Annotated in this window: 25 protein-coding genes and 2 tRNA genes; 11 read left to right on the top strand and 16 right to left on the bottom strand. The window is 72.4% G+C overall.

Annotation, left to right across the window (positions count from 1 at the left end; translation table 11 throughout):
* Positions 1-71: 71 nt before the first annotated feature.
* From QSK21_RS02970 to QSK21_RS02950, 5 genes are all read right to left on the bottom strand, one after another.
* Complete coding sequence (locus tag QSK21_RS02970) at positions 72-512, bottom strand: HNH endonuclease (protein WP_285693532.1); 441 nt, start codon at positions 510-512, stop codon at positions 72-74.
* A gap of 741 nt (positions 513-1,253) precedes the next feature.
* Entirely contained in the window at positions 1,254-2,228 is a 975-nt protein-coding gene (locus QSK21_RS02965) for a GNAT family N-acetyltransferase (RefSeq protein ID WP_285693528.1), read from the bottom strand.
* 71 nt (positions 2,229-2,299) lie between these two features.
* Complete coding sequence (meaB, locus tag QSK21_RS02960; RefSeq protein WP_285693525.1) at positions 2,300-3,277, bottom strand: methylmalonyl Co-A mutase-associated GTPase MeaB; 978 nt, start codon at positions 3,275-3,277, stop codon at positions 2,300-2,302.
* Entirely contained in the window at positions 3,274-5,487 is a 2,214-nt protein-coding gene (gene scpA, locus QSK21_RS02955; RefSeq protein ID WP_285693523.1) for a methylmalonyl-CoA mutase, read from the bottom strand. The genes meaB and scpA overlap by 4 nt, the downstream gene beginning before the upstream one ends.
* The gene (locus QSK21_RS02950) at positions 5,484-7,334 is read right to left on the bottom strand and encodes a methylmalonyl-CoA mutase subunit beta (protein ID WP_285693893.1); all 1,851 of its coding nucleotides are present in this window, start codon (positions 7,332-7,334) and stop codon (positions 5,484-5,486) included. The genes scpA and QSK21_RS02950 overlap by 4 nt, the downstream gene beginning before the upstream one ends.
* A 95-nt stretch (positions 7,335-7,429) precedes the next feature.
* Between QSK21_RS02950 and QSK21_RS02945 the strand changes: the two genes are divergently transcribed.
* From QSK21_RS02945 to QSK21_RS02925, 5 genes are all read left to right on the top strand, one after another.
* Positions 7,430-8,608 (top strand): acyl-CoA dehydrogenase family protein, encoded by a 1,179-nt coding sequence (locus tag QSK21_RS02945; RefSeq protein WP_285693521.1) that lies wholly within the window; start codon positions 7,430-7,432, stop codon positions 8,606-8,608.
* An 84-nt stretch (positions 8,609-8,692) separates the two neighbouring features.
* Entirely contained in the window at positions 8,693-8,902 is a 210-nt protein-coding gene (locus tag QSK21_RS02940; RefSeq protein WP_285693519.1) for an HGxxPAAW family protein, read from the top strand.
* A gap of 2 nt (positions 8,903-8,904) precedes the next feature.
* Complete coding sequence (locus QSK21_RS02935; protein WP_285693517.1) at positions 8,905-9,093, top strand: hypothetical protein; 189 nt, start codon at positions 8,905-8,907, stop codon at positions 9,091-9,093.
* 217 nt (positions 9,094-9,310) lie between these two features.
* Positions 9,311-10,411: a carboxylate-amine ligase gene (locus QSK21_RS02930; RefSeq protein WP_285693515.1), complete on the top strand. Its 1,101-nt coding sequence runs from the start codon at positions 9,311-9,313 to the stop codon at positions 10,409-10,411.
* Between the two features lie 120 nt (positions 10,412-10,531).
* Positions 10,532-11,527 carry an anti-sigma factor RsbA family regulatory protein gene (locus QSK21_RS02925; protein ID WP_285693514.1) on the top strand — a complete coding sequence of 332 codons (996 nt, stop codon included), beginning with the start codon at positions 10,532-10,534 and terminating at the stop codon, positions 11,525-11,527.
* A 111-nt stretch (positions 11,528-11,638) separates the two neighbouring features.
* Here the strand turns inward: QSK21_RS02925 and QSK21_RS02920 are convergent.
* The 8 genes from QSK21_RS02920 to QSK21_RS02885 all read right to left on the bottom strand — a co-directional run bounded on the left by QSK21_RS02920 (position 11,639) and on the right by QSK21_RS02885 (position 15,258).
* Positions 11,639-11,712 (bottom strand) — tRNA-Thr (locus QSK21_RS02920).
* A 12-nt stretch (positions 11,713-11,724) separates the two neighbouring features.
* Positions 11,725-11,798, bottom strand: a tRNA-Gln gene (locus QSK21_RS02915).
* Between the two features lie 47 nt (positions 11,799-11,845).
* Positions 11,846-12,310, bottom strand: a complete 465-nt coding sequence (locus QSK21_RS02910; protein ID WP_285693512.1) for a nuclear transport factor 2 family protein — start codon at positions 12,308-12,310, stop codon at positions 11,846-11,848.
* Positions 12,307-13,233 carry a TIGR03619 family F420-dependent LLM class oxidoreductase gene (locus tag QSK21_RS02905; protein ID WP_285693510.1) on the bottom strand — a complete coding sequence of 309 codons (927 nt, stop codon included), beginning with the start codon at positions 13,231-13,233 and terminating at the stop codon, positions 12,307-12,309. The genes QSK21_RS02910 and QSK21_RS02905 overlap by 4 nt, the downstream gene beginning before the upstream one ends.
* A 12-nt stretch (positions 13,234-13,245) precedes the next feature.
* On the bottom strand, positions 13,246-13,623 hold the full coding sequence (locus tag QSK21_RS02900; RefSeq protein ID WP_285693892.1) for an ArsR/SmtB family transcription factor: 378 nt from the start codon (positions 13,621-13,623) through the stop codon (positions 13,246-13,248).
* Between the two features lie 76 nt (positions 13,624-13,699).
* Positions 13,700-13,945, bottom strand: a complete 246-nt coding sequence (locus QSK21_RS02895) for a DUF3073 family protein (protein WP_285693508.1) — start codon at positions 13,943-13,945, stop codon at positions 13,700-13,702.
* Between the two features lie 112 nt (positions 13,946-14,057).
* Positions 14,058-14,654: a sigma-70 family RNA polymerase sigma factor gene (locus QSK21_RS02890; RefSeq protein ID WP_285693506.1), complete on the bottom strand. Its 597-nt coding sequence runs from the start codon at positions 14,652-14,654 to the stop codon at positions 14,058-14,060.
* A 202-nt stretch (positions 14,655-14,856) separates the two neighbouring features.
* Positions 14,857-15,258 carry a DUF2267 domain-containing protein gene (locus tag QSK21_RS02885; RefSeq protein ID WP_285693504.1) on the bottom strand — a complete coding sequence of 134 codons (402 nt, stop codon included), beginning with the start codon at positions 15,256-15,258 and terminating at the stop codon, positions 14,857-14,859.
* A 223-nt stretch (positions 15,259-15,481) separates the two neighbouring features.
* On the opposite strand from QSK21_RS02885, the gene QSK21_RS02880 reads away from it, so the two are divergent.
* From QSK21_RS02880 to QSK21_RS02870, 3 genes are all read left to right on the top strand, one after another.
* Entirely contained in the window at positions 15,482-16,771 is a 1,290-nt protein-coding gene (locus tag QSK21_RS02880; RefSeq protein ID WP_285693501.1) for an ArsB/NhaD family transporter, read from the top strand.
* 71 nt (positions 16,772-16,842) lie between these two features.
* On the top strand, positions 16,843-17,736 hold the full coding sequence (locus QSK21_RS02875) for a dioxygenase family protein (RefSeq protein ID WP_285693500.1): 894 nt from the start codon (positions 16,843-16,845) through the stop codon (positions 17,734-17,736).
* Positions 17,733-18,791 (top strand): maleylacetate reductase, encoded by a 1,059-nt coding sequence (locus QSK21_RS02870; protein ID WP_285693499.1) that lies wholly within the window; start codon positions 17,733-17,735, stop codon positions 18,789-18,791. Before QSK21_RS02875 ends, QSK21_RS02870 begins: the two co-directional genes overlap by 4 nt.
* Positions 18,792-18,810: 19 nt before the next feature.
* Here the strand turns inward: QSK21_RS02870 and QSK21_RS02865 are convergent, their stop codons facing one another.
* Both QSK21_RS02865 and QSK21_RS02860 read right to left on the bottom strand, forming a co-directional pair.
* Positions 18,811-19,467, bottom strand: coding sequence for a GntR family transcriptional regulator (locus QSK21_RS02865; RefSeq protein WP_285693497.1), 657 nt, complete (start codon positions 19,465-19,467; stop codon positions 18,811-18,813).
* Between the two features lie 219 nt (positions 19,468-19,686).
* The gene (locus QSK21_RS02860; RefSeq protein ID WP_285693495.1) at positions 19,687-20,229 is read right to left on the bottom strand and encodes a DoxX family protein; all 543 of its coding nucleotides are present in this window, start codon (positions 20,227-20,229) and stop codon (positions 19,687-19,689) included.
* 232 nt (positions 20,230-20,461) lie between these two features.
* On the opposite strand from QSK21_RS02860, the gene pgfA reads away from it, so the two are divergent.
* Complete coding sequence (pgfA, locus tag QSK21_RS02855) at positions 20,462-21,445, top strand: cell envelope lipid trafficking protein PgfA (RefSeq protein WP_285693492.1); 984 nt, start codon at positions 20,462-20,464, stop codon at positions 21,443-21,445.
* 51 nt (positions 21,446-21,496) lie between these two features.
* Here pgfA and QSK21_RS02850 read toward each other — a convergent pair whose 3' ends face one another.
* Entirely contained in the window at positions 21,497-22,933 is a 1,437-nt protein-coding gene (locus QSK21_RS02850) for an amidohydrolase family protein (protein ID WP_285693489.1), read from the bottom strand.
* Between the two features lie 254 nt (positions 22,934-23,187).
* Between QSK21_RS02850 and QSK21_RS02845 the strand changes: the two genes are divergently transcribed.
* Both QSK21_RS02845 and QSK21_RS02840 read left to right on the top strand, forming a co-directional pair.
* A complete protein-coding gene (locus QSK21_RS02845; RefSeq protein WP_285693488.1) occupies positions 23,188-24,369 on the top strand; it encodes a CaiB/BaiF CoA transferase family protein in 1,182 nt (393 codons plus the stop codon).
* Entirely contained in the window at positions 24,362-25,177 is an 816-nt protein-coding gene (locus tag QSK21_RS02840) for a citryl-CoA lyase (RefSeq protein WP_285693485.1), read from the top strand. Before QSK21_RS02845 ends, QSK21_RS02840 begins: the two co-directional genes overlap by 8 nt.
* The last annotated feature ends 9 nt before the right edge of the window (positions 25,178-25,186 follow it).

Below are 25,186 nucleotides of genomic sequence, written 5' to 3'. Positions count from 1 at the left end.
CGTCGATCCGGCCCCGTCTGAATCCACGCAACCCCCGCCCGCGCCAGATCACACGCAGATCACGCCGACGGTCACCTCGGCACGAGCTCGTCCCAGCGGGGGACGCGCAGGCGCGCGCGCAGCACCATCCCGGCCTCGCTCGGCGTCCGGTTCCCCTTGCGGTTGTTGCACCGGCCGCACGCCAGCACGGTGTTCTCCCAGGTGTCGCCGCCGCCGCGGGACTGGGGCAGCACGTGGTCGATGGTGTGGCCGCGCTTGCCGCAGTAGCCGCACAGGCCACGATCACGCAGGTAGACGCCGCGCTTGCTCCAAGGCGGCCGCCGCCCGTGCCGCCACCGCATGGCCACGTACCGGATGAGCCTCAGCACCCGCGGTACGGGAAAGGGCCCGATCGTCCGGCCCTCCTCCGCCTCTTCCACGACGGCCACCTCACGCACCAGCATGCGGATGGCGTGCCGCAGGTCCACGTTCTGAAGCGGCTCATAGGACGCGTTCAGCACGAGCACATTCACCGGTCACCTCCTCACCCGCCTGCGCTCCACCCCACCACCGGCGACCCGCCTTAACAACACGCGCATCACCATTGAACGGCACGGGAATGGTCCGCCAATTCCTTCCCCCCGACCTTTTCCAGGGGCCCCATCAGAGTGCCGATCTCCACAACGAACAGCAACGCATTTTCCCCGAACCCGCCCCCCGACACAGGCCCCAAGCCCTACGACCAACCTGATCGCGCAGCGAGCCCCAGAGCGAGCCGAACCGATCCAACGATCACAGGCAACCACGACAACCAACAAGCCGCCAAGGCCAGGAGCGCAGCTCGCACCCGCAATAAACACACCCGCACCCACCCCAGCCCCGAACGGTCGCCCAAGCGCCGCGATCGCGACCAAAGGCAGGTTCCAAGCCTGCGAGGAACCTGATCGCGAAGCGAGCCCCTGGGCGAGTCGGAGCGATGCAGCGATCGCCGCAGGCGCGACAAGCGAGGAGCGCCAGCGACGAGCGCAGCTCGCGCCTGCAATGAACACACCTGCAACTACCTCAGCCCGCAACCCCAGCCCCGAACGGCGGCCAGGCGTTGCGATCGCGACCGAAGGCAGGGGCGAGCGCCAGCGAGACCCTGATCGCGCAGCGAGCCCCTGGGCGAGTCGGAGCGATGCAGCGATCGCCGCGGAAGCGACAAGCGACGAGCCGCCAGGCGAGGAGCGCAGCTCGCTGAAGCAATCAAAGAGCAGCGCAGCTCGCTGGAGCAGTTAGAACCTCCCTAGGTACTCGCGGGACTCTTGGAGGCGGCGGTAGCCCAGTTCCTCGTTGACGGCGATCATGTGGCTGTTGTCGCCGTCGATGTCGGTTTCGATCTCGCGGACTTCGGGGCGTTCGCCGGCCAGCCATTGGAGCATGGCGGCCTTCACCCAGATGCCGAGGCGGCGGCCGCGGTGTTCGGGGACGACGGCGGTGTCGTACTGGGCGGCGCGGCGGGGTGCGTCGGCGGGGACGACGACCTCGGTGAAGCCGGCCACGGCGGGGCCGTGGACGGCGGCGACGGTGTAGAGGTCGTCGCCGCGTTTGGCGACCATCCCGGCCATTTCGCGGACGCGGCGCGCGTTCCAGGGGAGGCCCTCGTATTCGGCGAGGTCGGCCATGGCGTGTTTGGCGTGGGCGAGGGCGTCGGCGTATTCGTCGGGGACGGCGCCGCGCCAGCGCACGAGGCGGTAGGTGCCGCCGGGGCCGGGGGGCGGGGCGGAGGGGCCGGCGTTGACGAGGGTTTCGACGCGGCCGGGCGGGAGGTCGTCGAGGCGCAGCAGCATGCCGTTGAGGGTGAGGACGCAGGAGAAGCCGAGCGACTCCAGGAAGGGGACGGCGGGGGTGCCGGCCAGGACTTGGGCGATGACGCTGGTGCGGCCGTCGGCGCGGAGCCCTTCGGCGGCGACGGCCATGAGGCGGGTGCCGATGCCGCGCCTGCGGTGGGCGGGGTGGACGCGGATGTCGATCTCGGCGGGGCGGTCGGCGCCCGGGCCGCCGGGCAGCCGCAGCACGGCGACGGCGATGGTCTCCCCGTTCTCGTCGGCCGTCCAGAGGCGCTGGTCGCCGGAGCGCAGGAACGCCGCGGTGTCGGCGGCGTCCGGGGGCGGGTCGCCGGCGGGGTCGGCCGCGTGTACGGCGGTGAGCACCGCCTGCCACCGGGCGATCCGCTCCTCGGTCGGATCATCGAGCGGGATGATGTCCATTCGCCTTTTGTACAGGACGCGGGCGTCCCGCGACCGTCAAACGGTGCCGCGCCGACCTGCGGCGCGGCACGTCAGCGGCCGAAGGCGGCGAGGATCCGCTCGGCCGCCTGGGTGGGTGTGAGGGTGCCGTCGGCGACCCGGGCCTCCAGGGACGGGGCGAGTTCGCGCACGGCGGGGTGCTCGCGCAGTTCGGTCAGGAGGCGGTCGCGGACCATCGCCCATGTCCACCCGATCCGCTGGTTGCGCCTGCGCGTTTCGAGTTCCCCGGTGGCGGCGAGCCGGTCCTGGTGTTGGACGATGTGCCGCCACACTTCGTCGAGGCGGACGTTGTCGCGGGCGCTACAGGTGAGCACGGGGATGACGTGGGCGCGTTCGTCGCCGCGCAGGAGGCGGAGGACGCCGGAGAGTTCCCGGGCGGCCTTCTCGGCTTCCTGTGCGTGGGGTCCGTCGGCCTTGTTGACGGCGATCACGTCGGCGAGTTCCAGGACGCCCTTCTTGATGCCCTGGAGCTGGTCGCCGGTGCGGGCGAGGGTGAGGACGAGGAAGGAGTCGACCATTTCGGAGACCGCCGTCTCCGACTGGCCGACGCCGACGGTCTCGACCAGGACCACGTCGTATCCGGCGGCCTCCATGACGACCATCGCCTCCCGGGTGGCCTTGGCGACGCCGCCGAGGGTGCCGGCCGTGGGGGACGGGCGGATGAAGGCGTTGGGGTCGGCGGCCAGGCGGTGCATCCGTGTCTTGTCGCCGAGGATGCTGCCGCCGGTGCGGGTGGACGAGGGGTCCACGGCGAGCACGGCGACCTTGTGCCCTTCGGCGGTGAGGTTGGTGCCGAGGGCGTCGATGAACGTCGATTTGCCCACGCCGGGCACGCCGGTGATGCCGACGCGCCGGGCGTTGCCGGTGTGCGGGGTCAGCTCGGCCAGCATGGCCTGCGCGAGTTCGCGGTGGTCGGCGCGGGTGGACTCCACCAGGGTGATGGCCCGCGCGATCCAGGCCCGCGACGCCTCCCGCACCCCTTTGACGTAGTCGTCCAGGCCGGGTTTCACGGGCCGTCGTGTCCGAGCCGGGCGGCGAGGTCGTCGAGGAGCGCGAGGGCGGCCTCGGCGAGGACGGTGCCGGGACCGAAGATCGCGGAGGCTCCGGCGGCGCGCAGTTCGGCGAAGTCCTGCGGCGGGATGACGCCGCCGACCACGATCATGACGTCGTCGCGTCCCAGGGCGGCGAGTTCCTCGCGGAGGGCGGGCACCAGGGTGAGGTGCCCGGCGGCCAGCGAGTTGACGCCGACGATGTGCACGTCGGCCTCGACCGCCTGCCGGGCGACCTCGGCGGGGGTCTGGAACAGCGGGCCGACGTCCACGTCGAAGCCGAGGTCGGCGAAGCCGGTCGCGATCACCTTCTGGCCGCGGTCGTGCCCGTCCTGGCCCATCTTGGCGACGAGGATGCGGGGGCGCCGTCCTTCGGCCGCCTCGAACGCCGCGGTGGCGGCGCGGGCCTTCTCGATGAGCGACACCTGGCCTGCTTCCTCCCGGTACACGCCCGTGATGGTACGGATCTGCGCGGCGTGCCGCCCGTACGCGCGTTCCAGCGCGCCGGAGATCTCGCCCACGGTGGCCTTGGCGCGGGCGGCGTCCACGGACAGCGTGAGCAGGTTGTGCTCCAGGCCGGCGGGCCGGGCGCCGGCCTCGGCGGCCTCGGCGGCGCGGGTGAGGGCGTCCAGGGCGGCGCGGACCGCGGTCTCGTCGCGTTCCTCGCGCAGCCGCCGCAGCTTCTCGATCTGCTGCGCGCGGACGGCGGCGTTGTCGACCTTGAGGACGTCGATGCTCTCGTCGGTGTCGGGGCGGTACTTGTTGACGCCGATGACGGGCTGCCGCCCGGAGTCGATCCGCGCCTGGGTGCGGGCGGCGGCCTCCTCGATGCGGAGTTTGGGCAGTCCCTCGTCGATGGCCTTGGCCATGCCGCCGGCCTGTTCGACCTCGGTGATGTGGCCCCAGGCGCGGCGGGCCAGGTCGTAGGTGAGGCGTTCGACGTACGCGCTGCCGCCCCAGGGGTCGATCGGCCGGGTCGTCCCGGATTCCTGCTGGAGCAGGAGCTGGGTGTTGCGGGCGATGCGGGCGGAGAAGTCGGTGGGCAGGGCCAGGGCCTCGTCGAGCGCGTTGGTGTGGAGCGACTGGGTGTGGCCCTGCGTGGCGGCCATGGCCTCGATGCAGGTGCGGACCACGTTGTTGTAGACGTCCTGCGCGGTGAGGGACCAGCCGGAGGTCTGGGAGTGGGTGCGCAGCGACAGCGACTTGGGGTTGCGCGGCTCGAAGCCCTTGACGAGCTTGGCCCACAGCAGCCGGGCCGCGCGGAGCTTGGCGACCTCCATGAAGAAGTTCATGCCGATCGCCCAGAAGAACGACAGGCGGGGCGCGAACGCGTCGATGTCCAGGCCCGCCTCGCGCCCGGCCCGGATGTACTCGACGCCGTCGGCGAGGGTGTACGCCAGTTCCAGGTCGGCGGTGGCCCCCGCCTCCTGGATGTGGTATCCGGAGATCGAGATGGAGTTGTACTTCGGCATCCGCCGGGAGGTGTAGGCGAAGATGTCGGAGATGATCCGCATCGACGGTCCGGGCGGGTAGATGTAGGTGTTGCGGACCATGAACTCCTTGAGGATGTCGTTCTGGATGGTCCCGCCCAGCTTCTCGGGCGGCACCCCCTGCTCCTCGGCGGCGGCGATGTAGAGCGCCAGGACGGGCAGCACCGCGCCGTTCATGGTCATCGACACGGTCATCCGGTCGAGGGGGATCCCGTCGAAGAGCTGCCGCATGTCGTAGATCGAGTCGATCGCGACCCCGGCCATGCCGACGTCCCCGGCGACCCTGGGGTGGTCGGAGTCGTAGCCGCGGTGGGTGGCCAGGTCGAAGGCGATCGACAGGCCCTTCTGCCCGGCCGCGAGGTTGCGCCGGTAGAAGGCGTTGGACTCCTCGGCCGTGGAGAACCCCGCGTACTGCCGGATCGTCCAGGGCTGGGTCGTGTACATCGCGGGGTAGGGGCCGCGCAGGTACGGGGCGATGCCCGGGAGGGTGTCGAGGAAGTCCAGGCCGGTCAGGTCGTCGCCGGTGTAGAGGGGGCGGACGGCGATGCCTTCGGGGGTGTCCCAGGTCCGGGTGTCGGGGTCGCGTCCGGTGGCCTCGGCGACCGCGGCGCGCCACCGTTTGGCGGCCTCGTCGGCGGGCTCCGCCGCGCCGAGCCCGATCCCGGAGAAGTCGGGGATCATCGCTTCACTCCTAGATCGTCGAGGGTGGTCTCCAGCACCGCGACCGCGTCACAGCCCGCGTGCACGCGGGAGTCCACGCCCTCGTAGGACCCCTTACCCGCGAGCCACACCTTCATCGCGCCCGCCTGCCTGAGCGTGCGGGCGGCGTCCGCCGCCTGCTCCTCGTACAGGGCGTCGCTGGAGCACAGGCAGGCGACGGTCGTCCCGGAGCCCGCGAATCCCTCGGGTGGGCCGTCGACGGTCTCGATCCCCCCGGCCTGGAAGAGGTTGGCGGCGAAGGAGGAGCGGGCGGTGTGGGCGGCGATCGGCCCGAGCGTGGCCAGGTACACCTTGGGGCGGGATCCGGTCGCCTCCGCGTGCGCGTCGGAACGGTCGCGCAGGGCCTCGAAGTCCTGCGCGTACCGGATGACGGGGAGCCCGCCGCCCGTCGCGGCGTCGGGTCGCGGCGCGGGTTCGCGTTCGGGGAGCGTCTCGGCCAGGTTCGGGTACTCGCTGACGCCCGTGAGGGGCGCCTTGCGGCGGGCCAGGTCGGCGCGGCGGCGTTCCCAGGTCGCGGCGATCCGTTCCGCGACGAGGCCGGATTCGAGCGCGGCGGCCAGTCCACCGGCCTTCTCGATCTCGGTGAACCGGTCCCAGGCGGCCCGTGCCGTCTCCTCGGTGAGCCGTTCGACGTACCAGGAGCCGCCGGCCGGGTCCACGACCCGCGCCAGGCTGGACTCCTCCAGCAGCAGCGTTTGCGTGTTGCGGGCGATCCGGCGGGCGAGGTCGTCGGGCAGTCCGAGCCGGGTGTCGAACGGCTGGACGGTGACGACGTCCGCGCCGCCCACCCCGGCGGCGAAGGCGGCCACGGTGGTGCGCAGGATGTTCACCCAGGGGTCGTGGCGGGTCATCATCGCCGAGGAGGTCACCGCGTGCAGCCGCGCGGTGCGGTCTCCCTGGCCGCCGGGGCCTGCGCAGACCTCGGCGACCCGCGCCCACAGGCGGCGGGCGGCGCGGAGCTTGGCGATGGAGGGGAACTGGCCGGCGTTGACGGCCAGGCGGAACTCGATCTGCCCGAACGCCTCGTCCACGCTCAGCCCGGCCCCGGTGAGAACCCGCAGGTAGGCGACCCCCGCCGCGACGGCCGCGCCCAGTTCTTCGGCGTCTGCGCCGCCCGCGTCGTGGTACGGGGTCGCGTCCACGGTGATCGCGCGCAGCCCGGGGAACTCCCGTGCGCAGCGGACGGCCAGCGCCGCCGCCTCGTCCATGGCCCGTCCGTCCAGGGGGCCGCCGGTGCGCGCCTGGAGGCCGAGCGGGTCGGCGCCGAGGTTGCCGAGGGCGCGCTGAGCGTGCCCTCGTTCGCCGATCAGGGTGAGCAGGGACTCGGCGGCCTCCTTTGTGTGCGGGCCTGCGTCGAGGACGACCGGCGCGAGGTCGAGGTGCACGCCGCGCAGCACCTCGGTCAGCGCCGCGACGGGGACGCCCGTCTCTCCCAGGTGCAGCCACAGGGAGGTGGCCCCGTTCTCCAGGTCGGCGAGGATCGCCTCGCGGGTGACGGCCGGGTCGGGGTGCGCGTGGCGCTGCCGCACGTCCCAACCCGCCAGGCCCTCGCCCTCGGGACGCACCCGGCGCAGGTAGGGCGCCAGCCCCGGTCGTCCGGGAACGGCGTCGTCCCGCGTGTAGAGGGGCGCCACCGGAACGCCGTCGTAGGAGTCGCGGGACAGCAGTCGCTCGATCTCCTCCAGCGGCGTGTCCTCGCTCGCCGCGCCCGACCTGCGCAGCACCCCCCGCACCATCTCGCGCCACCGGTCACGCTCGGCCGGAGGGAAATCGGCGGCCAGTTCGAGTTCATCAGGCGGCACCGTCATGCCCTGGGTCATGCCCTGGATGGTAAGCGAGCGCGTACCGGCGGCCCGCGACCGGGTGGCCGGTTACCGGGAAGGACGCCGGGAACAGGGAGCGCATGACTCTCAACGTGCCTCCCGGTGACCTCTACTGGATCCAGGATCTGCTCGGCGAACGGGAGCAGGAGATCCTGGGAGGGGTCAGGGAGTTCCTGGAGGCGCACGTCAGGCCGATCGCCAATGACTGCTGGGCGCGCGCCGAGTTCCCCTTCCACCTGATCCCGGAGTTCGGGAGGCTCGGCATCGCCGGGATGGCCTACGACGAGTGCCCGGGCGAGACGCCCAGCAGCATGCTCAACGGGTTCCTGGCGCTGGAGATCTCCCGCGTGGACCCGTCCATGGGCACCTTCTACGGCGTGCACGCCGGGCTGGCGATGGGCAGCATCGCCGCCTGCGGCTCGGCGGAGCAGCGGGAGCGCTGGCTGCCGCCGATGGGACGGATGGAGAAGATCGGCGCGTTCGCGCTCACCGAGCCCGGCGGCGGCTCGGACGTGGCGCTGGGGCTGCGCACCACCGCCCGGCGCGAGGGCGACGAGTGGGTGATCGACGGGGCCAAGCGCTGGATCGGCAACGGCACCTTCGCCGACCTGCTGGTGGTCTGGGCACGGGACGTGGCCGACGACTCGGTGAAGGGCTTCGTGCTGCGCGGCGACACCCCCGGGCTGACCGCCACCAGGATCGAGAACAAGATCGCGCTGCGGACCGTGCAGAACGCGGACCTGACCCTCGACGGCTGCCGGGTCCCCGAGGCCGACCGCCTGCCCGGGGCCCGCTCCTTCCGCGACACCGCCGCGATCCTGCGCCGCACCCGCAGCGGCGTGGCCTGGCAGGCGGTCGGCGTGATGCTGGCCGCCTACGAGATCGCCCGGGACTACGCCGTCGGGCGCGAGCAGTTCGGCCGCCCCATCGCCAAGTTCCAGATGGTGCAGGACCTGCTGGTCAGGATGCTCGGCAACGCCACCGCCTGCCTGGGCATGGTGGCGCGGCTGGCCCAGTTGCAGGACGCCGGGCAGTACCGGGACGAGCACTCCGCGCTGGCCAAGGCGTACTGCGCCACCCGCATGCGCGAGACCGTCGGCTGGGGCCGCGAGCTGATGGCCGGCAACGGCATCGTCCTCGACTACGACATCGGCCGCTTCGTGGCCGACGCCGAGGCGATCTACTCCTACGAGGGCACCCGGGAGATCAACACCCTGATCGTCGGCCGTGCCGCCACCGGCGTGGGCGCGTTCGTCTGACCCCGGATCGGCGCGGCCGGAAGGGCTTGCTAAGGTTCGGCATGCAGGGCCCGAGCCGTTTGAGCAAGCATTAAGGACGAACGCATGTCGACTGGCAGCCACGCGGGCCGGCCCAAGTCCTGGGCGGCCGTGGCCGTGATCTTCGTCGGTTTCACCGTGGGCGGCGTCGCGCTGTGCCTGGGCCCCAACTGGCCGATGTTCTGGGGAGGCGCGGCGGTCGTCGTGCTCGGCGCGGTGATCTCCTGGGCCGTCGACATCATGAGCGACGTCATCGTCGACGAGCCCCGCGCCTAGCGGTGGGCCTGTTCGACCGTCCCCCGCTGGAGGAGCGGATCGCCGCCCGCCAGCGCGAGCGCGGGCCGCTGAAGCCGGGCCGGTACTTCGAGCACGCCCCCGCACGGGCGCTGTTCGCCTTCGGCGTCGCGGTCGTGGTGATCTCGCACGCGGTCGCGCTGTCGCTGTACTTCTTCGGCCACGGCCGCTGAGCCGGGCCACGGTCCGCGTCACGCGTGAACACCCCGGCGCTACGCACGCGCGGGTAAAACTGCTCTTCCCTTCTAGCTAGGGATCTTCCGGGCCTTCCGGGAGTGCGCGTCGTCCCGTCGGCACGTACCGTCGAGAGGCGGGCCCCGGCCCGGCGCGCGGCGGGCGGTCCTCCGCCCGGCACGGCCGTCCGCGGCGTCCCGAGCTCGAGGTGGTGGGATGGCCCTCAGATTCGGAGTCGAGGAAGAGTACTTCGTCGTCGATCCCGTCTCCCGGGCGGTCGTCCCCCGTTCGGCCACCGTGGTCGAGCGCGCCGCGCCCGCGCTGGGCGAGCGGGTCTCGACCGAGCTGATCGCGTTCCTGGCCGAGGCCAAGACCTCGCCGTGCGACGACCTGGACAAACTGGACGAGCAGATCCGCGGGATGCGGGCGGCGATGGCCTCGGCCGCCGCGGGGGCCGGGCTCGCGCTGGCCGCGACCGGCAGCCCGGTGCTGGGCGACCTGCTCCCGGCGCCGATCTCCGCGGGCGCGCGGTACGCCGAGAGCCTGGCCACCTACCGCGCGCTGGACGACGAGCAGTGCATCTGCTCCGCCCACGTCCATGTCGAGATGCCCGACCCGGAGCGCGCGGTGCAGGTCAGCAACCATCTGCGGCCGTGGCTTCCGACGCTGCTCGCGCTGGCCGCCAACTCCCCGTACTGGGCGGGCCGCGACACCGGCCACGCCTGCTGGCGGGTACTGGCGTGGGCGCGCTGGCCGGTCGCCGGTCCCCCGCCCTACTTCGCGTCGTTCGCGCACTACGAGGACCTGGTCGGGACGCTGCTGGGCTGCGGCGCGCTGATGGACACCGGAACGGTCTTCTGGGACGTGCGGCCGTCCGCCAGGCTGCCCACCATCGAGGTCAGGCTGGGCGACGTGGCGCTGACCGCGGAGGAGTCGGTGCTGTTCGCCGCGCTCACCCGGGCGCTGGTGCAGGTGTCGCTGGCCGCGGTGGAGGCCGGGGAGGACGCGCCCCGCCCGGCGCAGGAGATGCTGCGCGCCTGCTACTGGCTGGCCGCGCGCCACGGCCTGTCCGGCTCGGGGATGGACGTGCGCACCGGCCGTCCCGTCAGCTTCCGGGACCTGGCCTGGGACCTGCTCGCGCACGTCCGGCCCGCGCTGGTGGACGCGGGCGATGACGATCGGGCCGTCGCCGGGCTGCGTGCCCTGCTGGACGGCGGGACGGGCGCGGACCGGCAGCGCGCCGCCTACCGGCGCAGGGAACGGCTCACCGACGTGGTCGACGCCGCCCTGCTCTCCGCCCGCCCGGACGCCCGCTGACGGTCCGGTTCGAAAGGCGGAGCCCCCGGCCCCTGCCCCCTTCCCGTATGCTCCGTTTTCCGGAGAAGGCGGGAGGGTAGCGCACAAGAGGGGTGAGACTCCCGCGTTGACAGGGGGACGATGACCGACGTCGCACCGTCCGGCGATGGTGCGCCCATGCCCGCCCACCGCCCGGCGGTCCCGTCCCGAGGGGGGTTCGCGCACCCGGCGCTGTTCTATCGCGACATGCGGGAGTACCTGCGCGGCACGGTGCCGTTCATCCTCGGCGGCCACGAGGCGGGCGAACCCGTCGCCGTCGCCGTGCCGGGGGCCAGGCTGGACCTTCTGCGGGACGCGGTGCGCGCGAAGGCCCCCGGCGCCGCGGCGGCGGCCGAGTGGATCGACATGTCCGACGCGGGCCGCAACCCCGGCCGCATCATCCCCCACGTCCTGCGCGCCTTCGCCGACCGGCACTCCCGCGCGAGGGTACGGATCATCGGCGAGCCCATCTGGCCCGGACGCAGCGCCACCGAGTACCCGGCCTGCCTCCAGCACGAGGCGCTCATCAACCTGGCCTTCGAGGACCGCGGCGCCACCATCCTGTGCCCGTACGACGTGACCGGCCTGGGGCGGGACGCCGTCCGGGACGCGTACGCCACCCACCCGGTGATCGTGGACCGCGACGGCGAGCGGGTCAGCGGCGACTACGCGCCCGACCGGGTGATCCAGGCGTGCAACCGGCCGCTGCCCGAGCCCGCCCGGGCCGACACGAGGCGGTTCGACCTGGACTCCGTTTCGGAGATCCGCGTCCTGGTGTGCCGCCGCGCCGAGGCGTTCGGCCTGCCGCCCGCGCGGGTGGGCGACCTGGAGCTGGCCGTCAACGAGCTGGCCGTCAATTCCGCGGTGCACGGCGGCGGCACGGGGCTCCTGCGGATCTGGCACGCCGACGGCCAGGTCGTCTGCGAGGTCCGCGACTCCGGCCGTATCACCGACCCGCTGGTGGGACGCCGCCCGGCGGGGATGTCCAGCCATGGCGGCCGGGGCGTCCTGATGGTCAACCACCTCGCCGACCTCGTCCGCATGCACACCGGCCCGGACGGCACGGCGGTCCGCGTCTACTTCCGGCTGCCGGGCTAGGCGTACGGAACCGGGGTGGGCGCAGGGATCGGGCATAGGGACCCGGGCGTAGGGGATGGGCGTAGGGACCCGGGCGTAGGGGATGGGCGTAGGGACCAGGCGTAGGGACGGAGCCTCCGGCCGGAATCGAACCGGCGGCCTACCGCTTACGAGGCGGTCGCTCTTACCGACTGAGCTACGGAGGCTTGGGCATCGGATGGCTGAGGAACCAGGATTCGAACCTGGATCGCCGCGTCCAGAGCGCGGTGTGCTGCCGTTACACCATTCCCCATCGGCCTCCACCACTGTGCCCGTGAGGTGTTCGGAGGGGCAACGGATTTATCGGCCGAGGCCGGCGGCGTCCACCGGGGTCACCCGGGTCCACAGGTAGGTGACCGTGCGGCGGTCGATGAGCCAGTCGCCGTCGTCCCGGATGTAGCGGTCCAGGTAGCGGACCAGCATCTCCATGGTGGACGGGACGCCCTCGTCGTCGGCGAACACGTGGTGCGCCAGGCAGTAGGTGTCCCCGGCCGCCCGGTCGCCGTCCAGGGTGACGCGGTGGTTGCCCACCAGGTGGAAGGTCTTCTGGTAGTTGGCCTCCAGGGCGGAGATCAGCTTGGGCAGGGCGGCGGCGCCCTCGTAGCGGCTGCCCGTGCCGTCGTTGCGGCGCACCTCCAGGAGCGCGCCGGGGGTGAAGAGGGACGCGAGGAGATCGGCGTCCCGGGCGTCGACCGCGGCGGCGTAGGACTCGACGAGGTCGCGCAGGGCGAGGCGGTCCGCGACCGTCGCGGGGTCAGGGGTCACCACAGGCGTGCCCAGCGACGGCCCAGCTCCGTCACCCAGGACGGCGCCTCCTTCGCCTCGGAGACGAACGCGCCGAGCGGGAGCAGAATCTCGGTCGCCCCCGCTTCCAGGAGGGCTCCGGCGCCGTCCAGGGTGCGGTCGAGGTCGGCGGTCCCGTTGTGCCGGACGACCGGCGGCGAGTGGCGGACGCGGAGGGGGCGGTCCGGGTCGCCGGCCTCGGCGAGCGCCTCGCGCAGGCGGGCGGTCCCGGCGGCCACGCCGTCGGCCGGCTCGCCCATGATCGGGATCCAGCCGTCACCCAGTTCGACGACGCGGCGCACGTTGCGCTTCGTCAGCGGCCCGCCGAACAGGATCGGGGGGCCGCCGGGACGGGTCGGCTGAGGGTCGCACCAGATCCGGTCGAAGCTGATGGTCTCCGAGGCGAACGTGGTGGCGCCCGGCGTCCACAGGGCGCGGCAGGCCGCCACGGTGTCGTCCAGGAGCCGGGCCCGCCGGTCGAAGTCGAGCCCCATCGTCTCGTACTCCTCGGGCTGCCAGCCGGTGCCGACGCCCAGCTCCAGCCGGCCGCCGGACAGCACGTCCAGGGTGGCCGCCGTCTTGGCGAGCAGCGGCGCCCGGCGGAGCGCGGCGATCAGGACGCCGGTGGAGATCCGCACCCTGCGGGTCGCTCCGGCGATCGCCGCGAGCGTCGTCAGGGGTTCGAGCCACGGGTCGCCGTAGGAGAACCGGAACGGCCCGAACGGGTAGCGGTCGAACCGCTCCCCCATCACGACATGGTCGGTCGCCACCAGCGTGTCGATCCCGGCCTCGTCGGCGGCGCGGGCCATGTCCAGGATCTGGGCGTGCTCGCCCGGCCCGTACACCTGGCGCGCCACCGGCAGGCCGATCGCGAGCCGCGGCACGTCGTCCCCGTCAGCGGTCATGCCCCGAATTGTTCACATATTGTGTGAAATATTCAATGATCTCTCGGCCGGCCGCCGTTCCAGCGGCTCGGCCCGGAGCTGGGCCAGCAGCAGCCCCTGGTCGGCCAGCAGCTCGGTCAGGATCCGCCGGGCCGCCCCCATCAGCTCCGACACGTCCCCGCCGGCCAGGGCGTAGGTGACCGTCGCGCCCTCGCGCCTGGCCTCCACCAGCCCGGCCCGCCGCAGCACCGCGAGCTGCTGGGACAGGTTGGACGGCTCCACCTCGATCGCGGCCAGCAGGTCGCGGACCGGCCTGGGCCCCTCGCGCAGCAGCTCCAGGACCCGCACGCGCACCGGATGGCCGAGCGTCTTGAACAGCTCGGCCTTCGCCTGATGCAGGGGAACCGGCACGCTCAGCCCCCGGTCCGTCGCCCGTACCCGGGACGGGGCCGGCGCGGCGATCGCGGCGGCGGGGCGGCGCGCCCGTTCACGCGCCGGATTCCTCGTCGCGGTCACGGCCGGCGCGGTCCGCCGGGACGTACTCGGCCTCGTACCGCTCGTCCCCGTACCGCTCCTCGCCCTCGTCGTCCCGCGAGACGTCCTCCACCGGGTCGCCGGGGGTGGAGTCGACCCCGAGCTCCCGGCGCAGCCTGTCCAGGTCGGTGTGCCCGCCTGCGTACTTCAGCTTGCGCGCCACCTTTGTCTGCTTGGCCTTCGCTCGCCCGCGCCCCATGGACAGACCTCCTCGTTCTAGGGCAGCCCTAAGCGCCGCCCGGCTTCATGCTGAGCACGTTGCAATCTTAGCCAATTGAAAAATTCTTCAAAATCCACGCGCGCCCGTGGCGTCAGGACCGCCCGGCGGAGGCGGTGGAGATGCCCTGCTCGCGGGCGTACTCCTCCAGCTCCTCGCGGAGCCGGCGGCGGCCGCGGTGCAGCCGCGACATCACCGTCCCGATCGGGACGCCCATGATGTCGGCGATCTCCTTGTAGGCGAAGCCCTCCACGTCGGCGAGGTAGACGGCGAGCCGGAAGTCCTCCGGCAGGTCCGCCAGCGCCCGCTTGACCTGGGTGTCGGGCAGGCGCTCCAGGGCGGCGGTCTCGGCGGACTTCAGCCCTCCGGGGGTGTGCGAGGCGGCCTCGGCGAGCTGCCAGTCCTCGACGGCGTCGGTGGCGGCCTGCGTGGGACGCCGCTGCCGCTTGCGGTACTCGTTGATGAAGGTGTTGGTCAGGATCCGGTACAGCCAGGCCCTGATGTTGGTGCCCTCCTCGAACCTGTCGAAGGAGTCGAACGCCCTGGCGTAGGTGTCCTGGACGAGGTCCTCGGCGTCCGCGGGCCTGCGGGTCATCCGCAGCGCGGCGGCGTACATCTGGTCCAGGTAGGGCACGGCCTCGCGCTCGAATCGGATCCTGCGGCGCTCCGTGCCCGGATCGGTCATGGTCATCAGGGGCTCCGCTCCAGCGTCCGCGTGCGGGGGCGGCGGAGGTCGTGCGCGACCGCGTCCATGACGTCCCCCTCCGAGTCTGTTCCGGGATGGACCGTATGCCCGGCATTTCCGGTGTCTAGCGATCAGCGGGTCCGGGCACGCCCGCCCTGGCCGGCGCGGCGTGGCGCCGGCCGACCGGGAGGGCGCCGGACTCGGCCGGTCAGTCGGTGGACCCGGCCGCCACCAGCTCCCTGATGTCGGGCGACAGGCTGCTGTAGATCCTGTCCATGATCCCGCCCTCGGTCGCCTCGTCGGTGACCTCCAGGACGGCGCGGGCCAGGAAGGCGGCCTTGGGCTCGTCGGCGCCCGAGCGGGACGAGATCCGCTCGATGAAGTCGTGCCGGTCGAACCGCTCGCCGCTGCCGCGGCCCCCGTAGATCTCGGTGCGCCGCAGATGCTCCCCGATCTCGACCGGGAGCTGCGCGGCGAGGTTGTCGGCGAGCCCCTCGGGGATGCGCTCCCCGAGCGTCTCCAGTGTGGCGCGGCACGCCCTTTCGGCGTCGCCCCTGCTGGGGAGGCGGGCGCGGTTCTGGACCTGTCCGATGAAGTCGTCGTGCTGCATTGGGTCGTCCCCCCTTGCTCTCAATCCAGGCTCTTTCGGCCCCTGCCCGATAGGCGGCGGGCCTAACACCCGTGTCGCGCCAGGTGGGACGGGGCCTGAAGATCGCCAGGCCGAACCCCCGGTGTGCCGGAAGGCCATCGGAGACCGCTAGGGTGGACCCCGGTGTGCCGGGAAGCCTGGTCGGCGATGTCATGATCCTTCGCCCGGACCGGGAGGCCGCCTCGTGGGTGCCGTCGCCGCCGTCGTGATCTTCGTGGCCGCCTATGTCCTGATCGCGACCGAGTGGATCGACCGGACGAAGGTGGCGCTCGGCGGCGCGGCGCTGATGCTGCTCCTGCACGTCACCGACGCGGAGAAGGCGTTCTTCTCCGAGGAGACCGGAGTCGACTGGAACGTCGTCTTCCTGCTGCTGGGCATGATGGTGATCGTCTCGGTGCTGCGGCGGACCGGCGTGTTCGAGTACCTGGCGATCTGGGCGGCCAAGCGCGCCCGCGGCCGCCCGTACCGGCTCCTGCTGATGCTGGTGCTGATCACGGCGACGGCCTCGGCGTTGCTGGACAACGTCACCACGGTGCTGCTGGTCGCGCCGGTCACGTTCCTGGTCTGCGAGCGCCTGGGGCTGGACGTGGTGCCGTACCTGATCGCCGAGGTGATGGCGTCCAACATCGGCGGGGCCGCGACCCTGGTCGGCGACCCGCCCAACATCATCATCGCCGGCCGCGCCGGCCTGTCGTTCAACGACTTCCTGGTGCACATGGCCCCGCTGATCATCCTGCTGATGGCCGTGTTCTGCCTGCTGTGCCGATGGCTGTTCCGCGGCGCCTTCCGGTACGACGAGGCCAGGGTGGCGGAGGTGATGGCGCTGGAGGAGCGGGAGGCCGTCACCGACCGGAGGCTGCTGATCCAGGGACTGGCCGTGCTCGCCCTCGTGGTGGCGGCGTTCGTGCTGCACCCCGTGCTGCACTACGAGCCGTCGGTCGTCGCGCTGCTGGGCGCGGGGCTGCTGATCGCGGCGACCAGGGTGACCACCGAGCAGGCCCTGGCCGAGGTGGAGTGGCCCACGCTGGTGTTCTTCGCGGGGCTGTTCGTGATGGTCGGTGGGCTGGTGGAGACCGGCGTCATCGGCGAGGTCTCGCAGGCCGCCGCGCGGGCCACCGAGGGACGCCTGGACCTGGCCGCCATGCTGCTGCTGTGGGGCTCCGCGGGCCTGTCGGCGATCGTGGACAACATCCCCTATGTCGCCACGATGAGCCCCATCGTGGCCGACCTCGTCCACTCCGCGGGCTCCTCGGGCGGCGACCCCGCGGTGCTCTGGTGGGCGCTGGCGTTCGGCGCCGACCTCGGCGGCAACGCCACCGCGATCGGCGCCTCGGCCAACGTGGTCGTCCTGGGCATCGCCGCGCGCAACGGCACCCCCATCGGCTTCTGGACGTTCACCCGCTACGGCCTGGTGGTCACGGTCATCACGATCGCGCTCACCACGCCGTACCTGTGGTTGCGCTACCTGCTTTGACCGGGAGGGCGCCGTCCCCGCTGGCCACGCGCCGCGTCCTGGATCAGGATGAGGATGGGCAGGAGGGGCACATGGACTTCATCGAGGAGACCGCGACCGAGGCGGTCGCGCAGAGCTTCGCGGACACCGCCGACCCGCGGCTGCGCCGCGTCCTGGGGTCGCTGGTGGAGCACCTGCACGGCTTCGTGCGGGACGTGGAGCCGACGATCGACGAGTGGGAGGCCGCGATCGGCTTCCTCACGGCCGTGGGGCACATGAGCGACGACCAGCGGCAGGAGTTCATCCTGCTCTCGGACGTGCTGGGCGTGTCGATGCTCGTCGAGACGATCGAGGCGCGGAAGAGCGCGGCGCCCGCCCACCGCAGGGAGTGGGACGCGACGCCCTCGACCGTGCTGGGCCCCTTCCACGTGGTCGCGTCGCCGGAACGCGAGCACGGCGACCAGATCTTCCCGGCTGGGGGCAAGCGTCCCTGCGTGGTGCGGGGACGCGTGCTGGGGCCGGGCGGCGAGCCCGTCGCCGGGGCCAGGGTGGACGTGTGGCAGTGCGACGAGAACGGCTACTACGACGTCCAGCTTCCCGAGGTGCCCAACGGCACGGGGCGCGGGCTGTTCACCGCGGACGCCGAAGGCCGGTTCTGGTTCCGCTCCGTCGTCCCGTCGCACTACCCCATCCCGACCGACGGGCCGGTGGGACGGCTGCTCAAGGCGTCCGGCCGCCATCCCTACCGTCCGGCGCACATCCACTTCATCCTGGAGGCGCCGGGGTTCGTCCCGCTGACCACCCACCTGTTCGTGGCCGACAGCGCGTACATCGACTCCGACGCGGTGTTCGCGGTGAACTCCAGCCTCATCACCGAGTTCGCGCGGGTGGACGACCCGTCCTCGGCCGCCGATGTGGGGTTGCCGTCCCCGTACTGGAGCGCCGAGGCCGACTTCGTCCTCCGTCCCGCGCCGGAGTCCGCATGACGCGGGAGTTCGTCTACCAGGCGCTGCCGGTGCGGGTGGTGTTCGGGCCGGGGCGGTCACGCGAGGTGGCCGCCGAACTGGACGCGCTCGGGCTGGACCGCGCCCTGGTGTTGAGCACGCCCGGGCACAAGGACGTGGCGGGCGAGGTCTCCCGTGCGCTGGGCGGCCGTTCGGCGGGCCTGCACGCCGAGGCGGCGCAGCACGTCCCCGTGGACCTCGCGCGCGCCGCGGTGGCGGTGGCGCGCGAGCGGGGCGCGGACGGGTGCGTGGCGGTCGGCGGCGGGTCCACCATCGGCCTGGCCAAGGCGATCGCGCTGGAGACGGGCCTGCCGATCGTCGCGGTGCCCACCACGTACGCGGGCTCGGAGATGACACCGGTCTGGGGGCTGACCGAGGACGGGCGCAAGCGCACCGGCCGTGACCCCCGCGTCCTGCCGCGCGCGGTCGTCTACGACCCGGACCTCACCTTCGGCCTGCCGGTACCGCTGTCGGTGACCAGCGGCATGAACGCGATGGCGCACGCGGTGGAGGCCCTCTACGCGCCCGACACCAGCCCGATCGTCGGGCTGATGGCCACCGAGTGCGTCCGGGCGATGGCCGGGGCGCTGCCGCGCGTGGCCGCCCGGCCGTCCGATCCGGAGGCGCGCTCGGACGCCCTGTACGCCGCGTGGCTCGGCGGCTCCTGCCTCGGCGCGACGACGATGGGCCTGCACCACCGGCTGTGTCACGCGCTCGGCGGCACGTTCGGCCTGCCGCACGCGGAGACGCACTCGATCATGCTGCCGTACGTGCTGGCGTTCAACGCCGCCGCGGCTCCGGAGGCGGTGCGGTCCCTCGGCGCCGCGCTGGGCACCGAGGCACCCGCGCGGGCGCTGCGGGAGATCGGGCTGCTCGCCGGAGGCCCGCGGTCGCTGGGCGACCTCGGCCTCGTCCAGGACGACCTCGACGCCGTCGCCGCGCAGGTGGCGGAGACGCCGTACGCCAACCCGCGGCCGGCCGGGCGCGCCGAGATCCGGGCACTGCTGGACGACGCGTGGAGCGGCGCCCCGCTCTGACCGGTACGCTCCCGGCCCCTCAGGACGGCCGCTGCTCGGGGACGGGGTCGAACATGCCGCGCTCGCGGAACCGCTCCACCACCAGGTCGCCCAGCCGGCGCATCATGGTGGCGTACTCCTTCTCGGCCAGCTCGCCGTAGTCGCGCTGGATCGCGGTCACGATGGCGGCGGTGCCCTCCCGCGCCACCTCGGCGGCGCCGGGCACCATCTCGAAGAAGTTGCCGGGGACGATGTCGCTCATCTGCCGCAGCAGGGACCCCAGCCGGGGCGAGCCGGCCGCGTCGATGACCGTCTTGTGGAACTCCAGGGTGAGCCGGTGCAGCTCGGCCGGGTCCCGCTCGGTGAAAAGCCGCTTCTGGATCGGCGCGAGCCGCTCCCCCACCGCCGCGCCCCGCCGCTCCACGGCACGCCGCACGCCGAAGCCGTAGAACATGCCGTACAGCTCGTACTGGTCGCGGACCGACAGCTCGTCGAGGGCGTTCACGAAGGCGCCGCGATGCGGGACGATCGTGACCCAGCCCTCCCGCTCCAGCGCGATCAGCGCCTCCCTGACCGGGATCCTGGAGACGCCCAGCGCCTCGGCCACCGCGTCCTGCGGCACCCGCTGCCCCTGCCGGAGCACGCCGTCGAAGACCAGCCTGCGGACGTAGAGGCGCACCTGCTCGCCACTGCTCATCCTGGAAAGGCTCTCACCCGGGAGCGGCACGTTCTGCGGAGCGCCGGGCAGGGAGCCGGACCGGGCGGATCGCTCACGTTGCGAGATCGCTGTCACTTCCTCAGCTCACACGGACACCGAGTGCTGCGGAACTCGCTAGATAAGATATCAGGATCACCCGCAGCGACCTTTCCAACCTGCGGAAAGACCGGATCCGGTAACCCGCCTGTCACCCTCCGGTCACGCCTTGTCCGCGGCCTCGCCCTCCCCGGCGCCGCCCGCCCGGACGCTCGCGGGACGCCAGCATGTGACCAGCAGCAGCGCCGCTCCGCCGCCGCCCAGCACCACCGCGGTCAGCAGGCCCCATGCCCCGTCGAGCTCCACCCCGGCCAGCTCGTCCAGGGAGATCCGGCCCGGCCCGAGCGCGGCCAGCGCGGCCGACACCACGATGATCATCAGAACGTACTCGTAGCCCTCGCCGGGCCGGAAGATGAAGAAGCCGTTGCGCAGGTGGTTGGCCACCAGCGCGACCGCCATGGTGCCGATCACCGCCGCCGCGGCCAGCGCGTTCAGCAGCCCGAGCAGGAGCAGCGCCCCCGCGCCCAGCTCGGTCGCCGTGGCGAGCGCGGCGTGCACCCGGCCCGGCCTGATCCCGATCGACTCGAACCAGCGCGCCGTCCCGGGCAGTCTCCCGCCGCCGAAGGCGTGGTTCCAGCCGTGCGCGATCATCGTCACCCCGAGCACGGCCCGGATCAGCACCGCCGCCAGGTCTGTCTCGATCATTCGGCCTCTCCCGTCGCAGCCGCCCCGGACTCGCGCCCTCCGCCCCGGGGTCGGCCGCCTGCGGCCACGGGTGCGGCGGGGCACGCGGGTATGGCGGAGATCACATGTTGCTTGTATAACAGATACAATCTGGCCGCCTCCGCAGGGGGCGGCCTCTCTGCCGACAGCCGGCAACCGGGCCGGAACCGCGGCTTCCCCCCGCGCGGCCGTATCCGGGACCAAGGAGGCTACAGTGCGCTCTTTCATCGGTCTAGCACTCGTCGGGCTCGGCGTCTTCGCTATGGCCGTCGCCGGTTTCACGCGCTTCTACATCGCGCCGCAGGTCGTGGCGGCCCCCGCGGACTACTACAAGATCACCCACCTACAGGCGGCCAACGCGACCTACTTCGACGCCGGTAGCGCCACCACCCGCAGGGGCGCCACGCTCACCGCCACCAGCACGATCCGCGGCGACGCCGCCGCCTCCAAGCGGGCGCCGGACGACATCGTGGTCTGGGACGCCACCGCCGTGATCCAGGACGTGGCCAACGATGTCGACCTCAGCCTCTACCGGCAGCGGCTCGCCTTCGACCGCAGGACGGGGCAGCTGAGCCGCTGCTGCGGCGTGCACGTCGACAACGACCGCAACGTCGCCATGGCGGGGCTCGGGCTGTTCTGGCCCCTGGACATCGAGCGCAAGGACTACCAGTACTTCGACACCTCGACCAAGCGTCCCTGGACGATGAAGTACAGCGGCACCGAGACCGTCGAGGGCGTGAAGACCTACAAGTTCGTGCAGACCATCCCGGCCACCAGGGTGCCCAGCCCCGTGGACTCGGTGCCGGCGAACCTGCTGGGCAGGTCCGGCACCGCCTCGGTCCCGGCGGACCGGTACCACCAGGCCACGGTCACCTACTGGGTCGACGCCCGCAACGGGATCCCGGTCGACCAGCAGCAGCAGGTGCACGTGACGATGCGGCCCCGCGACGGGGGCCCCGGCGAGCTCCTGCTGCTCGACATGACGATGCGGCTCACGCCGAAGGACAAGGCGGAACTGGTCGACTACGCCGACGACAAGGCCACCCAGATCCTCCTGGTCGAGACGATCGGCCCGGTGGCGCTGCTGATCGTCGGGGCGGTCCTGGTGGCCTCCGGGCTGCTGCTCGGCGGTGCCAAACAGCCCCGGCACCGGCGCGGCGCCAGCGGAACCCAGCGCGCCGTCCCCGCGGCCGGCTGACCCGTCCCTCGGGGGCGCCACCGTGTGGCGCCCCCGAGGGGGACACCTCGCTCAGGCTCCGCCGTGCGTGGCGTCGCTGCGGTAGTCGGTGTAGGTGTACGGGTTGTCCAGGACCTTGGCCTCGGGGATGTCGGGGTTCATCCCCTTGTTCCACTCGTCCTCGCCCAGCTCGGAGCGCAGGTACTCGACCGTGCGCTCGACCTCGGCGCGGACGGCTCCGAGGTCGATGCCCAGCAGGCGGTGGTCGTGCTTGACCACGCGGCCGTTGACGATGACGGTGTGCACGTCGCCGCGCTGGGCCTGGAACACGACGTGGCCGTAGGGGTTGAGGAGCGGGAACGACACCGGTGAGGCGTCGTTCTTGATCAGGACCAGGTCGGCCTTCCTTCCCGGCTCCAGGCTGCCCAGGTCGTCCCGTCCCAGGGTGCGCGCGCCGCCGCGGGTGGCCCAGTCGACGACGTGCTCGGCGCGCAGGCTGCTGTGGGTGACGGTGTCCTTCTTGGAGTGCGCCTCCATGTGCTCGCGGGAGCGGTCGGCGCCCAGCGTGGTGCGCATCGCGGAGAACAGGTCGCCGCTCCACCACACGCTGGTGTCCATCGACAGCGACACCGGGATGTCGTGCGCGCGGATCGCCCAGGTGGGCGGGTAGCCCTGGCCGGCGCTCTGCTCGCTCTCGGTGGACACCGAGATCGACCCGCCGGTGGCGGCGATCTTGTGGTAGCTGTCGATCGACAGCGAGGCCGCGTGCACGTAGATCGTCTCGGGGGTCATGAACCCGTTGTCGAACATCAGCGCGATGCTGTCGTCGCTGGTGGCGCCCCACACGCCCGCGTGGGTGGTGACCGGGACGCCCAGGTCGCGGGCGACCTCGAAGGCGGGCTTCTCGGGGAAGGACGGGTCCCCGGTGACGTCGAAGGCCATCTGGAAGCCCAGCATGTCGCCGCCGATGAGCCTGCCGGCGAAGTCGCGGAACTCCTTGGTGCCGCTCCACTCGGCGGGCGGCTGCTGGATGTTGCCGTAGGCCAGCACGTACCGTCCGGGCACCGAGCGCAGCGCGTCCACGGCGGCCTCGGCGTGGTCGAGCGTCTGCAGTCCGTGCGACCAGTCGACGACCGTGGTGACGCCCGCGTCGAGGGCCTCGATGGCGGCGAGCACGTTGCCGGCGTGGATGTCCTCGGGACGGAACTTCTTACCGTGCTCCAGGTAGTACCAGACGAAGTACTGGGTGAGGGTCCAGTCGGCGCCGTAGCCGCGCATGGCGGTCTGCCACATGTGCCGGTGCGTGTCGATCATGCCCGGCATCACGATGCCGCCGGTGGCGTCGATCTCCACGGTGCCGTCGGGCACCTCCAGGTTCGGGCCGACGGCCGCGACGGTCTCGCCGGCCACCAGGACATCGGCCCCGGACAGGACCTCGCGCCCCTCGGTCATGGGCAGCACGGTCCCGCCGCGCAGGACCACCGGCCGGCCGGCCTCGAACTCGCTCATCGTGGACCCTCCTCGTCAGATCCTCGAGATGTGACCGCCGGGAGCAGGGGCGGACCACTGTCCGCTACACGGTCGAACAGGTTAAACGTCACTCTCGCGATCGGTAGCTGAACTGTCAACCGTCCCGGACGGGCCGGAATGGACGCGGATACCGCCGGGCCGCACGTCATGATCGGGTTGACGTCGCGGGCCGCTGACGTGCCACAATCTGATTACGGACGATTGTCCGTGCAACGGACGAGTGAGGGAGCCGGATGACGGACGACGGGCCCCGCGGCGGGGGGCCGCTGTCAGGCGTGCTGGTGGCGGACTTCTCCAGGATCCTGGCCGGGCCGTACGCCACGATGCTGCTGGCCGACATGGGCGCCGACGTGGTGAAGGTCGAGGGCCCCAAGGGCGACGACACCCGCACCTGGATGCCGCCGGTACGCGGCGAGGTGTCCACGTACTACCTGGGCATCAACCGCGGCAAGCGGTCGATCGCGCTGGACCTGCGCCGGGAGGAGGACGCCGCGGTGGCGCGCGAGCTGGCCCGCCGCGCCGACGTGCTGATCGAGAACTTCAAGCCGGGCGGGCTGGCCAAGTACGGTCTCGACTACGAGACCGTGCGCTCCGCCAACCCGGGAATCGTCTACAGCTCGATCACCGGGTTCGGTTCGGGCCCCGGGCGCGACGTGCCCGGCTACGACCTGATGGTGCAGGCCATCTCCGGGCTGATGAGCCTGACCGGCGACCCGGACGGGCCGCCGTACCGGGCCGGGATCTCGGTGTTCGACGTGATGGCGGGCAACCACGCGGTGATCGGGATCCTGGCGGCGCTGCGCCACCGCGACGCGACCGGCGAGGGGCAGCTGGTCGAGGTGAACCTGCTGTCCTCCGCGCTGACCGGGCTGGTCAACCACAGCTCCGCCTATGTCGCGGGCGGCACCGTCCCGTACCGGATGGGCAACGCGCACCCCAGCGTGTTCCCGTACGAGCCGCTGCCCACCGCCGACAACGACCTGATCGTCACCGCCGCCAACGACGGCCAGTTCCGGCGGCTCTGCGAGGTGCTCGGCATCCCGGACGTCCCCGACGACCCGCGGTTCGCGCGCAACGCCGACCGGACGGCCAACCGGGACGAGCTGTACCCGATCCTGGTCGAGCGGCTGCGCACCCGCGGCGCGGTGGAGTGGTTCGACCTGCTGGTCGAGGCGGGCGTGCCGTGCGGCCCGATCAACACCATCGACGGCGGGTTCGCGATGGCCGAGCGCTTCGGCCTCGACCCGGTCGTCGAGGTCGGCGAGGGCGAGCGCGCCGTGCCCACAACCCGCCATCCGATCCGTTTCTCCGCGACACCCGCGCGTTACTCCCTGCCGCCGCCGGAACTGGACGAGCATGGGGCGGAACTGCGTGAATGGCTGTCGAAGCCGGCCGAGGAAGGCGACCGTGACTGAGTACCCCACCGCGCTGGGCGCGTCCACCCGGGAGAAGATCACGCTGCTGGGCCACGACCTGGCCGAGGATGTCATGGGCGAGGTCGGGTTCGGCGAGCTGGCGTTCTGGCTGGCCGCGCAGCGCAGGCCGAGCCGGGGCGAGACGCGGGTGTTCGAGGCGGTGCTGGCGGCGCTCGCCGACCACGGCTTCACCCCGACCGCGATCGTCACCCGGCTGACCTACCTGTCGGCGCCCGACTCGGTGCAGGGAGCACTGGCCGCGGGACTGCTCGGCGGCGGATCCAGGTTCCTCGGCGTCACCGAGGACACCGGCCGCTTCCTGCACGACGTGCTGGAGTCCCTGGACGGCCTGATGCCTGAGGACGACGCCGGCTGGGACGCGGTCGCGCTGCGGGTCGTCCGGCGGGTCCGCGAGGAGGGCCGGTTCGTCCCCGGGCTCGGCCACCACGTCCACAAGGACGGCGACCCGCGCACGCCCAGGCTGATGAAGATCGCCACCGAGGAAGGGCTGTTCGGGCCGCACCTGTCGCTGTTCGCCGCGATCGGCCGCGTCCACCCCCGGGCGCTCGGCAGGACGCTGCCGCTGAACGGCGCGGGGGTCTGCGGCGCCGCGCTGGCCGACCTGGGCCTGCCGCTGGAGCTGCTGCGCGGGTTCGCGCTGCTGGCCCGCGCCGCCGGGCTGATCGGGCAGCTCGCCGAGGAGCTGCGCCGCCCGGTCGGCAACGACATCTTCCTGTCCGTCGATCTCAACAACCGGTCCGTGCCGCCCGAGCCGTACCCGGCGAACGGCACGGACGCCCCCCACTGAGCCCGCCCA

The sequence above is a fragment of the Actinomadura sp. NBRC 104412 genome (assembly GCF_030269515.1).
Taxonomy (GTDB): Bacteria; Actinomycetota; Actinomycetes; order Streptosporangiales; family Streptosporangiaceae; genus Spirillospora.
This window is presented reverse-complemented; position numbering and strand designations above follow the sequence as displayed.